The sequence below is a fragment of the Methylomonas sp. HW2-6 genome (assembly GCF_052474525.1).
Genome location: NZ_CP184124.1, coordinates 253,761 through 268,834, shown reverse-complemented (window position 1 = coordinate 268,834; position 15,074 = coordinate 253,761). Strand labels below are relative to the sequence as shown.

11 protein-coding genes are annotated in these 15,074 nt (G+C 55.9%); 6 read left to right on the top strand and 5 right to left on the bottom strand.

Annotated features, from left to right (window positions below):
- The first annotated feature begins 34 nt into the window (after window positions 1–34).
- The 3 genes from ACH518_RS02235 (at window position 35) to ACH518_RS02225 (ending at window position 4,710) form a co-directional block, all read left to right on the top strand.
- Entirely contained in the window at window positions 35–2,812 is a 2,778-nt protein-coding gene (locus ACH518_RS02235) for a glycosyltransferase (RefSeq protein ID WP_445371716.1), read from the top strand.
- A gap of 217 nt (window positions 2,813–3,029) precedes the next feature.
- Window positions 3,030–4,268 (top strand): sialidase family protein, encoded by a 1,239-nt coding sequence (locus ACH518_RS02230; protein WP_445371715.1) that lies wholly within the window; start codon window positions 3,030–3,032, stop codon window positions 4,266–4,268.
- Between the two features lie 103 nt (window positions 4,269–4,371).
- Complete coding sequence (locus ACH518_RS02225; protein WP_445371714.1) at window positions 4,372–4,710, top strand: hypothetical protein; 339 nt, start codon at window positions 4,372–4,374, stop codon at window positions 4,708–4,710.
- Window positions 4,711–4,739: 29 nt separating this feature from the next.
- On the opposite strand, the gene ACH518_RS02220 is transcribed toward ACH518_RS02225, so the two are convergent.
- Both ACH518_RS02220 and ACH518_RS02215 read right to left on the bottom strand, forming a co-directional pair.
- On the bottom strand, window positions 4,740–7,220 hold the full coding sequence (locus tag ACH518_RS02220) for an ABC transporter permease (protein WP_445371713.1): 2,481 nt from the start codon (window positions 7,218–7,220) through the stop codon (window positions 4,740–4,742).
- Complete coding sequence (locus tag ACH518_RS02215) at window positions 7,217–7,909, bottom strand: ABC transporter ATP-binding protein (protein WP_278210452.1); 693 nt, start codon at window positions 7,907–7,909, stop codon at window positions 7,217–7,219. Before ACH518_RS02215 ends, ACH518_RS02220 begins: the two co-directional genes overlap by 4 nt.
- On the opposite strand from ACH518_RS02215, the gene ACH518_RS02210 reads away from it, so the two are divergent.
- A complete protein-coding gene (locus tag ACH518_RS02210; protein WP_445371712.1) occupies window positions 7,908–8,510 on the top strand; it encodes an arylesterase in 603 nt (200 codons plus the stop codon). The two genes, ACH518_RS02215 and ACH518_RS02210, sit on opposite strands and share 2 nt — an antisense overlap.
- Window positions 8,511–8,526: 16 nt before the next feature.
- Here ACH518_RS02210 and ACH518_RS02205 read toward each other — a convergent pair whose 3' ends face one another.
- From ACH518_RS02205 to ACH518_RS02195, 3 genes are all read right to left on the bottom strand, one after another.
- A complete protein-coding gene (locus tag ACH518_RS02205) occupies window positions 8,527–9,546 on the bottom strand; it encodes a glycosyltransferase (protein ID WP_445371711.1) in 1,020 nt (339 codons plus the stop codon).
- A 68-nt stretch (window positions 9,547–9,614) separates the two neighbouring features.
- The gene (locus ACH518_RS02200) at window positions 9,615–10,709 is read right to left on the bottom strand and encodes a hypothetical protein (protein ID WP_445371710.1); all 1,095 of its coding nucleotides are present in this window, start codon (window positions 10,707–10,709) and stop codon (window positions 9,615–9,617) included.
- A 238-nt stretch (window positions 10,710–10,947) separates the two neighbouring features.
- Entirely contained in the window at window positions 10,948–11,355 is a 408-nt protein-coding gene (locus tag ACH518_RS02195) for a hypothetical protein (protein WP_445371709.1), read from the bottom strand.
- Between the two features lie 366 nt (window positions 11,356–11,721).
- On the opposite strand from ACH518_RS02195, the gene ACH518_RS02190 reads away from it, so the two are divergent.
- Window positions 11,722–13,140 carry an acetyl-CoA carboxylase biotin carboxylase subunit gene (locus ACH518_RS02190; protein ID WP_445371708.1) on the top strand — a complete coding sequence of 473 codons (1,419 nt, stop codon included), beginning with the start codon at window positions 11,722–11,724 and terminating at the stop codon, window positions 13,138–13,140.
- A 15-nt stretch (window positions 13,141–13,155) separates the two neighbouring features.
- On the top strand, window positions 13,156–14,979 hold the full coding sequence (gene oadA, locus ACH518_RS02185; protein WP_445371707.1) for a sodium-extruding oxaloacetate decarboxylase subunit alpha: 1,824 nt from the start codon (window positions 13,156–13,158) through the stop codon (window positions 14,977–14,979).
- The last annotated feature ends 95 nt before the right edge of the window (window positions 14,980–15,074 follow it).

Sequence of the window (15,074 nt, the reverse complement as noted above, 5' to 3'; positions counted from 1 at the left end):
TAAATTTTCCAATAATGCGGAGTCTTTCTGTCGAATGAAAGCCAAAATAGCCACATTTCTCACCCTAGTCCTGTTGGTTTTGATCAACATCGGTATCTGGTCCTACATCAATAACCCGTTACAGCTTCCGTCTTGGAGCGACACGATGATGGGGGTAACTTTTAACCCCAAGCAGCGCGATTTCAATCCGCAGGATGATATCTTTCCGACCCGCGAACAAATCCAGGCCGATGTCGAGCTATTGTCGGGCAAGGCGCATTCGATCAGGACCTATACCGCATTGGAGGGTATGGAGGTCGTGCCGGAATTGACCGCGAAAAGCGCGTTGAATCTGGCGATGGGCTGCTGGGTGGATTTGGTCGAGGACGAAGAAAGCGAGGAGAACCGGCAAAAACGGTTGGACAAGAACCAGCGCGAAGTCGAGAGTTTAATCAACCTAGCCAATCAATATCCGAAAACGATCATTCGGACGCTGGTTGGAAACGAATCGCTGTTGCGGGTCAGAAACAAGGTCAGCGAACCGGTCGCAAAGCGCGTGCGCGACGAGTTTGGCGGTCAGATGGCGGAGCAGGAACTGCAGGATAAAATCAAAGCCGAGATCAATCTTGAAGTTACCAACAAAGCCAATGAACTGATCGAATATATCCGCGAAGTCAAAAAACGCACCTGGAAGCCGGTCAGTACCGCCGAGACCTGGGATATATGGGTCGACCATCCGGAATTGGCGGCCGAAGTCGATTACATCGCGGTGCATATCCTGCCGTATTGGGAGGGCATTCCGGTCGAATTGCCCCAAGGCGCGGAAGGCGATAATGCCGTCGAATACGTGTTCAAGCGCTACTATGAACTGCAAAAGCTTTACCCTGATAAAACCATCGTCATTACCGAGGTGGGTTGGCCTTCCGATGGTCCGCCGCAAAAAGCCGCTACGGCTTCGTTGGCGAATCAGGCCAAGTTTTTACGCGAATTCCTGAACCGCGCCACCGCCGAGAACGTGATTTACTACGTGGTCGAGGCCTTCGACCAGCCGTGGAAAATCAAGCTGGAAGGTACCGCCGGCGCTTACTGGGGCCTGTTCAATGCCGATCGCCAGCCCAAATTCCCGATGGAGGGCGACGTATTGGCCAATCCGACCTGGCGTAATTGGGCCAGCGGTGCGGCAATACTCAGTATCATCCTGATGGCGGCCTTCTTGTTTACCCGGAAAAGCTTGAAACTGCCCGGTAAATTCTTTTTCGGCATCGTCGCCAACTTGGCGGCATCGGTGTTGTTCTGGTCGGCTTCGATAGCGGCAGCCCAATACCAAACCGGTTTCTCGGTCGTGTTTTGGGCGATTCTATTGATGATGCAGGCCATGGCAATCCTGGTGCTGTTGACCGAAAGCTTGGAAATAGCGGAAGTGATTTGGCATCGAAAAGGCCGTCGTACCTTCCAGCCGCTGACGCCGCCGGCCGGTTTCCGTTACCCGAAAGTCTCGATCCATCTGCCGATTCATAACGAGCCGCCGGAAATGGTACGCAAGACTTTGAATGCTCTGGCCAAGGTCGATTATCCGAATTACGAAGTGTTGGTGATGGATAACAACACCAAGGATCCGACAGTATGGCAACCGGTGCGCGACGATTGCGACCGTTTGGGCGAGAAATTCCGCTTCTTCCATTTGGACAACTGGCCCGGTTATAAAGCCGGCGCGATCAACTATGCGCTGGAAAATACCGCAGACGATGCCGAAATTATCGCGGTGATCGATAGCGATTACATTTTGTCGCCTGATTGGTTGAACGCCATGGTGCCGTACTTCGACCAGGAAAATGTCGGTTTCGTCCAGTCGCCTCAAGACTACCGCGACGCCCACCAAGGCTCATTCAAAAACATGTGTTACTGGGAATATGCCGGTTTCTTCAACATCGGCATGGTACAGCGTAACGAATACAACGCCATCATCCAGCACGGCACGATGACGATGGTGCGCAAATCGGCGTTCGAAAAAGTTGGCTCCTGGGGTGAATGGTGTATTTGCGAAGACAGCGAACTGGGTTTGCGTTTGTACGAGGCCGGTTACGATTCGGTGTATTGCAAAGAATCGTTCGGCCGCGGCTTGATGCCGGATACCTTCTCCGGCTATATGACGCAACGCTTCCGTTGGGTGTACGGTGCGATGCAAATCATCAAAAAGCATTGGCGGCATTTCCTGCCCAACAAGAAGTCTTCGCTGACGTCGGCGCAACGCTATTACTTTGTCGCCGGCTGGTTGCCGTGGTTTTCCGATGCGTTGGCCTTGCTGTTTACCGGCACCAGTTTGATTTTGACGGCGCTGATCGTCGCCGATCCCAAGCACAGCGAATTGCCGGTAAATGCCTTCCTGTTGCCGACGATAGGCTTGTTTGCCTTCAAGATCGTGCGCGGTTTATGGTTGTACAAGGCGCGGGTGGCGTGTTCGATGTTGCAGGCCTTGGGTGCGGCGCTGGCCGGCCTGTCGTTGACGCACACTGTGGCGCGCGGCACCTTGCAGGGTTTGTTCACGTCCGGCAAGCCCTTCATGCGTACGCCGAAATACGAACAGCAGGGGCCTCTGGTCGCCGGTCTGTTGATCATCTGGCAAGAGCTGTTACTGCTACTGCTGTTGGTCGCCGGCATTGTGGCGATGCGCTCCGTCGAGCATTTCGACAACTTGAGCGGCCGGTTATGGGTCGCAGTACTGGCGGTGCAATCGGTACCGTATATCGCCACTTTTATTACGATTCTGATCAGTGTCGCGCCGAATTATTTTCCGGGTAAAAAACTGTCGGCCGACGAATTGGATACCGAATAGCGGGGTTTAGCTTACGGGACACCCAGCCTCGGCCGGTAACGGCCGGGGCTTTTTTTTGCGAAGCTGCGCAAGTTTAAAACCGGCGTTGGTGAGCCGGATTTTTCGGCATCATGCAAGCGGAGTGGCGCGCGGCTGCCGGGACGGCGATAATCTGCGAAAAATATAATCAATTTGTTGCGGCAACCCGGCTGCAACGTTTCAACACGCCGAATGACACATGAAAATATCCAAACTATTCCTAGCCTTAATCACACCGTTTGTGGTTTCGGCTTGTGCGACCGATGCCGTACCCGTCGATCAAAATCCGGCTGCCGCGCAGCAAGGTGCGGTAAACCAAGCCGACTGCACCAAAGCTCAAGCATTGCCGCAGCGTGGGTGTTCCGATACCGTGACGGCCAGCTTCGACTCAAACGGCACACTCTGGATTGCGTGGGTGCAGCAACAGCATATTTATCTGCAAACCTCGGATGACGGCGGCCGTAGTTTTTCCAAACCGGTTCGGGTCAATGCCGACGCCGAGGCGATTGCCGCGCACGGCGAATATCGGCCGAAAATCAAAATCGGCCCCGAAGGCAACGTTTATTTGACGTGGACGCAGAGTCTGGAAAAACGCCACACCGGCCATATCCGTTTCAGCCGCTCTACCGACGGCGGTAGAACCTTTTCCAAGCCGGTAACGGTCAACGACAATCTTGACGTTATCAGTCATCGTTTCGATGCGTTGGCGCTGGGCAAAAACGGCGAAGTGTTTATCGCTTGGCTAGACGCTCGGGACAAGGAAAAGGCTAAGGCTGCCAAGCAGGAATTCAACGGTACCGCGGTCTATTACGCTTGGTCCGACAATGGCGGCGCAAGCTTTTACCCGAATAAAATCGTCGCGCCGCATAGCTGCGAATGTTGCCGTTTGGGCGTGGAAATCGCTCCCGACAACCGCCCGCTAGTACTGTGGCGGCATGTCTATGACGGCAATATCCGCGACCATGTCTTGTCCAGGTTCAGCGATTGGCATACGCCGGGGCCGGTGCAGCGGGTCAGCCACGAGAACTGGAAAATCGATGCCTGTCCGCACCATGGTCCAGGGTTGTCGATTACCGACGATGGCACGATACACGCCGTTTGGTTTAGCGGGGCCCCCGACAATCAGGGCTTGTTTTACGCACATTCGCTAAAGGGTGCGGCCGAGTTCTCCCAGCCCTACCGGCTCGGCAATCCGGGCGCCAAACACCCTCAAGTATTGGCGTTGGGCCAGCGGCTGGTGGTAGTCTGGTCGGAGTTTGACGGCAGTAAAAATTTGGTCAAATTGATCAAGTCCGACGACGGCGGCAACCGCTGGACTCAGCCCGAGATCGCGGAAGCAACGCCGGATGCGGCCGACGATGCTTTTTTACTGAGCGATGGCGACCGTATTTATTTGTCTTGGCAAACCGCTGGCGGTTATCGGTTCCGGGAGATATAAACCTTTTCCGCCGGGCTCGCCAGCATTTGTACCCGGCAAAGCGAACGGCGGCGGGAATCTTGTCGGGACAGGTTGGCACATTTTCTGATACGGGGAGTTCGGATTGAATCAGGAAGCATCGCCATGGTCGGGCGGCGACCGCCGCAAAAGCCGTTACCGCAGCCAGGGATTTGCGCGGGCTTCACTGATTATATCGGCGTCGAGTTGCGCGGCCTGGCTAACGGTTTTAATGCCTGCCACCATAGCAACTGCGGCGCCCGGGCCCAATGTGTTCGACGGCGTGATGATTTTCGTCACCGTGTTTTTGGCCTTGGATCTCGGCGGCTTGGGCGTGGCAGCATTTGCGCTGGTCAATACCAAGTTCAATAGTTCTCTGGCAATCTACGGTGTGTTATCGAATGTGGTTTGCATCGTCTTAAACCTGTCGCTGATTTCCTTTTGAGCCGGTTTCGGCTGTAAAACAGGTAGCTCTTAACGCCGCAATACCCGTAACGGTGCTTGTCTGACTACGTGGCGTACTCCCCAATACCCGGCCAGGGTCACTCCGGTAACGCCGACGGCCGGCAAGGCCAGCCACAGATAAACATGGGCCTGGAACTGGATTTGCATGACGCGGGTATACAGCATATACAGTATCGACTCGGTCGCCAGCGTTGCCAGCAATCCTGCGGACAGCCCCAAAACGCAAAATTCGATCAAATGACTGCTCCTTAAAAAGCTGCGCCGCGCCCCCAACGTACGTAGCAACGCCCCTTCGTAAATCCGTTGGTCCAAGGTGGAATAGACTGCGGCGAACAGCACGCTAAATCCTGCTGCCAGCGCAAAATATAAAATCAGATTAATCGCTTGGGTTAATTGGGCCAGTATGGTTCTGAATTGCTGCAGAATCTGCTCCACCTCCAGAACCGTCACCGCCGGATATTTTTTTAACAGTGGCGGCAGCAGGTTTTTTTGCGCTTCGGCCAGATGAAAACTGGTCATGTAGGTCGTCGGAAAACCGGTCAGAGTCCCCGGCGAAAAAATCATGTAAAAATTGGGACGCATGGTGTCCCATTGCACGCTGCGCAGATTTGCCACCGTGGCGGTGAGTTGGGCGTCTCCCACCGTAAAACCGAGCTGGTCGCCGGGGCGGATACCCAAATTGTCCGCCAGTTTTTTCTCCACCGATACCTGGCCGGGGCGGTCCGCCTGCCAAGCTGCGCCGTCGGTGATTTGATTATCCTCCGGAAACCGGTCGGCCCAGGTCAGGCTCAATTCGCGCTGCGTGGCAGCTTCGCCTTGGCTGTCTTTGCTGACTCGGCCTTGCACGGCTTCGCCGTTAATGGTCACCAAACGACCGCGGACCACCGGATAAAAATGGCTGTCCGGAACCTGATTGCGACTCAGGTCGTCCTGAAAATCGGCCAGAGACGACGGCAGGATGTTGATCGCAAAATGGTTGGGAGCCTGATCGGGAAGTTGCCGGCGCCAATCGTCCAAAAGGTGGCTGCGCACGTTGAAACTTAAGGCCATTGCGGTCAGCGTGATGCCGAATGCCAAAATCTGGCCGATGCTGGCCCGGCCGTCGCGCAACAATCCGCGTAAGCCGAAGCGCCAAACCAAGCCCAGCCGCGGCAGCAGCCGTCGCGATAAATGCAAAATGCCCTGAATCGCCAGCCCCAAGATCAGCAAAACGGCAAAACCGGTGCCGATAATCGCGAAAGTGAGTTTCGGATCGCCCGTATAACGCCAGATCAAACCGGCCACGACGCTGGCAGCCAAGCCGTAGACCAGCCAGCCGCTGCCGGGTAAAGGTTCCAGCTCCCGCCTTAGCACGCGTAGCGGCGGGACTGCTTGTAGGCGTAACAACGGCGGCAAGGCAAAACCCCATAAGATGATCAAGCCGGTGGCAATGCCGTAGACGATCGCCAATTCCCCGGGATCGGCCAGTGTTTCCGGCAACAGATTTTTCAGCAATTGAAACAAGCCGTACTGGGCCAGCCAACCCAAAGCGCAACCGGCTAAGCTGGCGGCTAAGCCTAATACCAAAAATTGGACGGCGTAGAGTCTTACGATTTCCGCTTGCGTGCAGCCTAGGCAGCGCAGTAAGGCCGTGGCGTTGAAATGGCGTTCGCTGTAGCGGCGGGTGGTCATCGCGATCGCAACGCCTGAGATCAAGGTCACGACAACGCTGGACAAGCCCAGATAGCGCTCGGCGCGCTGCAACGCAGAGCCCAGCTCGGGCCGGTCCCGCCGAATATCCAAGATTTTTTGCGAAGGATTCAAATTCGGTTGCAACCAGGCCTTGAATTCGGCCAAAGCCTGTTCGCTGCCGATGAACTGGTGAGCGTAATGGACTCTACTGCCGGGCTGGACCGCGCCGGTGGCGGCCAAATCGTCCAGATGCATCATCACGCGCGGCGAGAAGCTGTAAAAATCGCCGCGTTTGTCCGGCTCGTAACTGATCAGTCTGGTCACTTTCAGCGCTTTTTCGCCGACGGTCAGCGTATCGTTCAGCTGCAATTTCAGGGCGGGCAGCAAGCGTTTGTCGATCCAGGCCTCGCCGGCTGCCGGGCCGTGATCGACGACGGATTCGTCTTGTAGATCGGCGTCGCGAGTCTTCAGGCGGCCGCGCAACGGATAGCTGGCGCTGACCGCTTTGACCGATGCTAGCTGCATTTCGCCGTTCTCCAGCAACATGCTGGGAAACTCGACCGTTTGCGATCCGCTCAGCGCCAGTTCGTCAGCCTTTGCCAGCCATTGCGGACTGGCCGGGGCCGGTCCGGCCAACACCAAATCGCCGGCCAGGAATTCGGCGGCTTGCAAATTCATTGTGCGTTGCAGCCGGTCGGCGAACAAAGAAATCGACGTAGTGCCGCCTACTGCAATTAACAATGCCAGGGCCAGTAGCGTCAGTTCGCCGGAGCGGGCGTCGCGCCACAGCAGCTTTAAGGCCAGGCGAAAGCGCGTCATACGATGCTCCCGGCTTCCAGATGGATGGTGCGTTGGCAGCGGGCCGCCAAAGACATGTCGTGGGTCACCAGAATTAGTGTGGTGTGTTGTTCCTGGTTCAATTCGAACAACAGCTCGACGATCTTGGCACCGGTAATTCGGTCCAGGTTGCCGGTCGGTTCGTCGGCGAACAATATTGCCGGCCGGGTAACGAAGGCGCGGGCCAGGGCCACGCGCTGTTGTTCGCCGCCGGAAAGTTGCCGCGGCGTGTGCTTTAGGCGTTGAGCCAGGCCGACGCGTTGTAACAGGGCCCGCGCCGATTGCTCGGCGTCGGCCGCGCCGCTCAGTTCCAGCGGCAGCATCACGTTCTCCAGCGCTGTTAAACCGGGCAGTAGTTGAAACGACTGGAAGACGAAGCCGACCAATTCGTTGCGCAGCAATGCCCGCCCGTCTTCGTTCAAACTGGCCAAGTCGCGGCCGTCGATTTCGACCGAGCCGCTGCTCGGAGTGTCAAGGCCGGCCAGCAGGCTGAGCAGGGTCGATTTGCCTGAACCGGACTCGCCGACGATGGCGACAGTTTCGCCGCGCTTGATGATTAGATCGACCGATGCCAAGATATGCAAGGTGCCTTCGGATGTTGGAACCGCTTTGCCAAGTTTATGGGCGCTGATGATGGTGGAAGCGGAGTGATCGGAACGAGTGTTTGTCATGTATAGCGTGGTCCTTGCCTTAGTATTGAGTATTTTGCCTGTTTGTGCGTCCGCCAAATCGATTGTCGTGCTTGGAGACAGTATTAGTGCCGGTTACGGTATCGAAGTTCAGCAGGGCTGGGTGGCTTTGTTGCAAAAAAAAATTACCGCGCGCGGTTTCGACTATACGGTCTATAACGAAAGTATCAGCGGCGATACTACTGCCGGCGGTTTGGCCCGGCTACCGACGATTTTGGCCAAACACAAACCGGATATTCTGTTTTTGGAATTGGGCGCCAACGACGGTTTGCGCGGGTTGTCGCCGGAGGAAATGGAGGCCAATTTGGCCGCGATCATAGGCCGGTCGTTACAAGCCGGGGCGAAAGTGACCTTGTTGGCGATGAAAATTCCGCCCAACTACGGTAAGCGCTATGTGGAGATGTTTTACGATGTTTACCCGGAGCTGGCGCAGGAGTTCAAGATATCGTACGTACCGTTTATTCTGGAAGATATCGTGTTAAGGCCGGAGTTGATGCAACAAGACGGCATCCACCCCAATGCCCTGGCGCAGCAGATCCTGGCCGACAAAATCTGGAAGCACTTGCAGTTTCAGTTGAAGTGATCGGACTCCGGCTTTGTCATGCTCGGATGGCCGGGGATTTCCAGGAGCCGGACCGGTAGCGGGCCAGATTTTCCCGAAACGGGCTGCCTTCCCGACACTCCCAGTAGCCGTAGAGTTGGCCTAGATTGTTGTAAAAGCTGCGGACCAGAATAATCGTCGGCACATAAAGCCAATATCCCGGCCTCAAATTTTGGTTGGCTGTCAGGTTGGCGATTACCGGATTCACCAAGGTGAAGTACAGGAAGCCGAGCACGGTCAAGGTAATCAGCCAAAACCCGTTGAGCCAAAACCCGAACAATAGTGACGCCATCCACACCGCATGGTTTCGCAGATGGTAAAACACCGCTTTTAAATCGGCTTGACCAATCCGGCCGGTACCCTTGCCGTACAGATAATATTGCTTTGCCAGTTTTTTCAGATTCGGCCGTGGCCGCCAGGATACGATTGCGTTCGGCGCCAGCGCAACCCGGCAGCCGAGCGCTTTGGCCCGTTGCGCAAACAAGGTATCTTCGGCGGTATACAGCCATTCCGGATAACCGCCCACATCCAGCCAGACGCTTTTGCGGAATGCCGAATTACGGCCGTGAAATACGCGGTCGGCTTCGTTTGCGGCATTGCCGGAGGTTGACAATTTGCCGGCGAAAAATTCGAAATCGTTTTTATGCTCGACATTGCGTACGCCGGTAACTGCGCCGTAGCCAGGATCAGCCAACAAGGGGGCGACCAGTTCCGCCAGCCAGTTGTCTTCCGGGCGGCAGCCGCCGTCGGTGACGGCTATGATGCTGGAGTTCGCGTGGGCGATGGCAATGTTGCGGCCGGCGGCAATATTCACGCCGTTCTCGACCAAAAATTTCAATTTGGGGTTCTGGGCGGCGTAATCCTGCAACACTTCCAGTGTCCCGTCCGTGGAACCGCCATCGACGATAACGATTTCGTCCGCTTGGCGGGTTTGGCGGAAAAACGCGTCCAGCAACTGTCTGATGCTTTCGCGCTCGTTAAGTACGGTGGAAATGATAGCTACGGTTTGATTGGGCATGGTCACAGGCGCGAGCAAGTCTAGTTATTGCAAAAGCTTAATATACATTGGCTGATATTGGCTATTTGTCAGAGCGGATGGTCGAAATAATCGCCGTCGATGCCGCTCCGGTACCAATCGGTTAAAACATTCTCCGCTAGCGCCGGGTTGCTGTAGATCTGGTAGCGGTTGCCGTGCGAGCTCAAGGCCTCGTACCCCAGTTCCCGGAATAAGGCAGTCAATCGTGGTGAAGCCACTTCGAGGTTGCCCCAACTGATACCGAGTTTCCGCCAGTAAGCGAATAAGTGGTACAGCAAACCGCGTATAGCCGGTTCGTCCTGCGGCGGGTAGAACACGTCGCGCAGTACGGCCATGTCGATCGACTCGGCGAGCTGTTGCCGGTGCCAGATGGCGTACGCGCGCAATGTCCCCGAGCGGTCGCGCAACGCCAGCATTTGCAACGGGCAGGTCGGGAATTCGAACAAGCGCCAGTTCAAATAGCGGCTGCTGCGTTCCGCGCACGACGGGTAGGCCGTTTTGGCGCGCTCCCACAGTGAATCGAATTCGGAGCCGCAATGGCTGATTTCCGCCATAGTGAAGTCGGGTTGGGACAATTTTCTGTCGCGCCAACGTAAACTGAGGTCGCAAAAGCTGCCCAGAATTTGCCCTAATCGGTTGCCGACCCGCTTCTCCCAAGATCCGCGGTAACCGATCCTTAGCCGAAAAAAATCGTTGGATTTGCCGCCGATTTTGAGGAAGCCGCAAGCTCCGAAGGATTTCTGCGTGATGACGCCGGCCGTGACGCTGCCGTTAATGTCGGACAAACCACAGCTGAATTGAATCAGCCGGGTCGCCAGGCCCTGGCCTCTGAATTCCGAGTCGATGCATGTATTTGCGCCGAAGGCGATTATCCTAGACTGGCCGTTCAACCACCAAGGTTGAGCAAACATGGCCCTGAAGCCTACCAGACGCGAGTCTAGCCAAACGCCAACGCCGGGGCCCGGCAGTGCGTTTTGCCAGGGGTTATGCGTGATCCGTTGCTCGAACCATAGGTGTATGTATTCCGGATGGTCGCGGAATTCGTCGAAATTAGCTATCGCAATCCGAATACATGCGCCGATATCTTCCGGCTGAAGTGTACGGAACTGAAATTGGTCTGCCGTATCGGGTACGGAGTGAGGCATCGGCGATTCCTAAAGTTCATGGCTAACAAGCTGTTCAAAGTACCAACCGGCTGCAATAGCCTGTGGCAATTATTAGCCAAATCTCGGCCGCTGCCAAATAAGCCGCCGCTAATGACAGGGCAGCGAAGTTGTCGCGCGGCTGGTCGCCGCACTTGTGATGTTAGGCATGCTTTGGAAGCAATCAAAACAGACGTGACCGGAGTGGCACCGCCGGTCCGGTCACGCAAGCCGGCAAGCGTCAGGATACGATACTGCGTTTTTTACGGCTCAAAATAGCCAAAAGGCTGCCGAGCAGAAACCAAACCGTACCAGGGAGGGCGGCTTTCAGATTTTGCAGCGGTAACGCTTCAAGCAACGAGGGCGTACCGAGCCAGCCGAAAAATGCGGCTTGCATGCCGAAATCCAGCCAGTGTTGCAGATCGGTTACAGTTTCGCGGACTGCTGAACTAGCGTCGCGCTCCGCTTGTTCGGCAAAGCTGAGAGCGGTGTCGCTCCAAGATAAAGCTGTGGCGAATTGTTGGGGCGGATTGAGGAACACTGCCTGTGACCAGTCTGGAACGGCCCTTGCCGTTATTGGTACCAGGGCAGCCGCGAGTGGTAGGCAGAACAACAGTAAAACCAGAAGTAGAGTTTTGTTTTTTTCCATAATGAACCTCGAAAATCATTGATTACTTTGGAGGTGACAACCCTGAGCCTAGGCCCAGGCTTCCTGTGCATTATCAGGATAGCATCATATGTGCCAATTTCAATAGGGCTGGTTAGCAGGGATTGTGCGGACTTACCCGGAGACTGTGTGCGGATTGCGACATGGGAAACCCACAAATTGTGGCTAACGCAGCAAGTTGTCTGATCGGTGATGCCGGTTTCAGAGGCATTACAGAGCGACATTTTCCGGCAGCTTTCGGCTTGCCTGCCGGAGTGCCGCCAAGCTGGATACCTACCGGTTTTAAGGTTGAAAGATATCGATAACTTGTTAGAGTAGTAAGCGTCCCCGAACCGCAATGGAAAAATCATGCTACGCAAAATCCTGATCGCCAATCGCGGCGAGATCGCCGTCCGCATTATTCGCGCCTGCGCCGAGATGGGCATCCGTTCGGCGGCGATTTACTCCGAGGCAGACCGTTTTGCTTTACACGTCAAAAAGGCGGACGAGTCGCACTATATCGGTAGCGACCCGCTTGCCGGTTATCTGAATATTTACGGTCTGGTCGATTTGGCCTTGCGCACCGGTTGCGACGCAGTCCATCCCGGTTACGGCTTTTTGTCCGAAAACGCCCAGTTTGCCAAAGCTTGCCAGGAGCGCGGTCTGGTGTTCATTGGCCCGTCGGCCGACGTGATTCACCGGATGGGCGACAAGACTGAGGCTAGGGCGGCAATGAAGGCCGCCGGCCTGCCGGTTACGCCGGGTTCGGACGGCAATCTGGACAGCGTCGAGCATGCCTTGCAGGTGGCAGAACAAATCGGTTACCCGATCATGCTGAAAGCCACCTCGGGCGGCGGCGGCCGCGGCATCCGCCGTTGCGACAATCCCGACGAACTCCGCCAAAACTTCCAGCGGGTGATTTCCGAAGCGACCAAGGCCTTTGGCAGCGCCGACGTGTTTCTGGAAAAGTGCGTGGTCAACCCGATTCACATCGAAGTGCAAGTGTTGGCCGACCACTTCGGCAACACCATCCATCTTTACGAGCGTGATTGCTCGGTGCAACGCCGCAACCAAAAATTGATCGAAATTGCGCCGTCGCCACAATTGGATGAAGCGCAACGCCAGTACCTGGGCGGCTTGGCGGTAATGGCAGCCAAAGCAGTCGGCTATACCAACGCCGGCACCGTGGAGTTTCTGCTGGACGCCAACGGTCGCTTCTATTTCATGGAAATGAACACCCGGGTGCAAGTCGAGCACACCATCACCGAGACCATCACCGGCGTCGATATCGTCGAAGAACAAATTCGGGTTGCTGCCGGTTTACCGCTGCGCTTCAAGCAGGAAGAAATCGTGCGCCGCGGCTATGCCATTCAATTTCGGGTCAACGCCGAAGACCCCAAAAACAATTTCCTGCCCAGCTTCGGTCACATTACCCGCTACTATGCCCCCGGCGGGCCCGGTGTGCGCACCGACACCGCCATCTATACCGGCTATGAAGTGCCGCCGTTTTACGATTCGATGCTGGCCAAGGTCATCGTCAGCTCGATGACTTGGGAAGATGCGATCAATCGCGGCGAACGCGCCTTGAAAGACATGGGCTTGTTCGGGATCAAGACCACCATTCCCTATTACTTAAAAATTCTCGGTCATCCGGATTTTCGCCGTGGTCGGTTCAACACCGGCTTTGTCGAAGCCAATCCCGATTTGATCAATTACTCCAACAAGCCGCGCCCGGAAATTCTGGCCAGCGTGCTGGCGGCCGTCGTCGCTTCCCATACCGGCCTGTAAGCCAAGGACACCAAGATGAGCAAAGTTTATGTAACCGACGTTATCCTCCGCGACGCCCACCAATCCCTGATCGCCACGCGGATGCGAACCGAAGATATGCTACCGGCCTGCGCCATGCTGGACGATATCGGCTATTGGTCTCTGGAATGCTGGGGGGGCGCGACTTTCGACGCCTGTCTGCGTTTCTTAAAGGAAGACCCATGGGAAAGACTGAGCAAACTGAAAGCCGCTTTACCCAATACCCGCCTGCAAATGCTGTTGCGCGGCCAAAACCTGCTGGGCTATCGGCATTATTCCGACGACGTGGTGCGTAAATTCATCGAGACTGCCGCCCGCAATGGCATGGACGTGTTTCGAATCTTCGACGCGCTGAATGACATCCGCAACCTGGAAACAGCGATCGAAGCCACCAAAACCGCCGGCAAGCACGCCCAGGGCACCATCTGCTATACCACCAGCCCGGTACACGACATCGCCAGCTTTATCAAACTGGGTAAAGGCTTGGTCAATTTGGGCTGCGATTCGATTGCCATCAAAGACATGGCCGGTTTACTGACCCCCTATATTGCCGGCGAATTGATCAAAGCCTTGAAAGATGCCGTCGATTTGCCGCTGCACCTGCATTGCCATGCCACGGCCGGCTTGGCGGAAATGTGTCAGCTCAAGGCCATCGAAGCCGGCTGCGAACATGTCGATACGGCCTTATCTTCCTGGGCCGGCGGCACCAGCCACCCGCCCACCGAATCGTTGGTCACCGCACTGCGCGGTACCGATTTCGACACCGGACTGGATTTGGACAAACTGCAAGCGGTGAACGACTATTTCGCCGAAGTCCGCAAAAAATACCGCCGCTTCGAAAGCGAATTTACCGGCATCGACACCCGCGTCCACATCTTCCAAGTCCCGGGCGGCATGATCTCAAACCTGGCCAACCAATTGAAAGAACGCAACGCACTGGACCGGATCGACGAGGTGTATAAAGAAATCCCGGAAGTGCGCAAAGACTTGGGCTATCCGCCGCTGGTGACGCCGACCTCGCAAATCGTCGGCACCCAGGCGGTGCTGAACGTGTTGATCGGCAAGCGCTACGAGACCATCAGCAACGAGGTCAAACGTTATCTGCACGGCGGCTACGGCAAGGCACCGGCGCCGGTCAATCCGCAATTGCTGGCGAAGGCGGTGGGTAAAGAGGAAATCATCGAATGCCGGCCGGCGGATTTATTGAAACCGGAATTCGAGCATCTGCGCAACGAAATTGCTCATCTGGCTTTGAACGATGAAGACGTGCTGAGTTACGCGATGTTTCCGGAAATCGGCAAACAGTTTCTGGAATTGCGTTCCACCGACAATCTGGTGCCGGAACCGCTGGAACTGGAAGAAGCGGCTAAGCCGGCCGAAGTTAAAAAAGCCCCGACCGAATTTAATGTCGCGTTGCACGGCGAGCAATATCACGTCAAAGTCACCGGCGCCGGCCCGAAGAACCAGAGCTTGCGGCATTTTTATTTCACCGTGGACGGCATGCCGGAAGAGATCGTCATCGAAACCCTGGACGAAATCGTGCTGGACGGCGGCGCTCAAGGCGCGGTGCAAAGCGCGATCGCCAGCAAGCGGCGTCGGCCCAGCGAGCCGGGCGATGTCGTGACCAGCATGCCTTGCAACATCATCGACGTATTGGTCAAGGAAGGCCAGAAAGTCAACGCCGGCCAGGCCTTATTGGTCACCGAAGCCATGAAGATGGAAACCGAGATCACCGCGCCGATTGCCGGCAGCGTCAAAGCCATTTATGTGGCTAAAGGTGACGCGGTTAACCCCAACGAGGTATTGGTGGAAATAAATTGAGAGAAAAGCAGCAAGACGAAAGGTAAAATAGCGGGCTTTGCTTAATCGCCTAAACTTTACCGCCAAGGTGTGCAGCGCGCCGGCCATGAAGCGAT

What these genes read in the sequence shown, in the direction of transcription:
- ACH518_RS02235 (WP_445371716.1), top strand. Translation starts at nt 35, where the DNA reads ATGAAAGCCAAAATAGCCACATTTCTCACCCTAGTCCTGTTGGTTTTG.
- ACH518_RS02230 (WP_445371715.1), top strand. Translation starts at nt 3,030, where the DNA reads ATGAAAATATCCAAACTATTCCTAGCCTTAATCACACCGTTTGTGGTT.
- ACH518_RS02220 (WP_445371713.1), bottom strand. Translation starts at nt 7,220, where the DNA reads ATGACGCGCTTTCGCCTGGCCTTAAAGCTGCTGTGGCGCGACGCCCGC.
- ACH518_RS02210 (WP_445371712.1), top strand. Translation starts at nt 7,908, where the DNA reads ATGTATAGCGTGGTCCTTGCCTTAGTATTGAGTATTTTGCCTGTTTGT.
- ACH518_RS02215 (WP_278210452.1), bottom strand. Translation starts at nt 7,909, where the DNA reads ATGACAAACACTCGTTCCGATCACTCCGCTTCCACCATCATCAGCGCC.
- ACH518_RS02205 (WP_445371711.1), bottom strand. Translation starts at nt 9,546, where the DNA reads ATGCCCAATCAAACCGTAGCTATCATTTCCACCGTACTTAACGAGCGC.
- ACH518_RS02200 (WP_445371710.1), bottom strand. Translation starts at nt 10,709, where the DNA reads ATGCCTCACTCCGTACCCGATACGGCAGACCAATTTCAGTTCCGTACA.
- ACH518_RS02195 (WP_445371709.1), bottom strand. Translation starts at nt 11,355, where the DNA reads ATGGAAAAAAACAAAACTCTACTTCTGGTTTTACTGTTGTTCTGCCTA.
- ACH518_RS02190 (WP_445371708.1), top strand. Translation starts at nt 11,722, where the DNA reads ATGCTACGCAAAATCCTGATCGCCAATCGCGGCGAGATCGCCGTCCGC.
- oadA (WP_445371707.1), top strand. Translation starts at nt 13,156, where the DNA reads ATGAGCAAAGTTTATGTAACCGACGTTATCCTCCGCGACGCCCACCAA.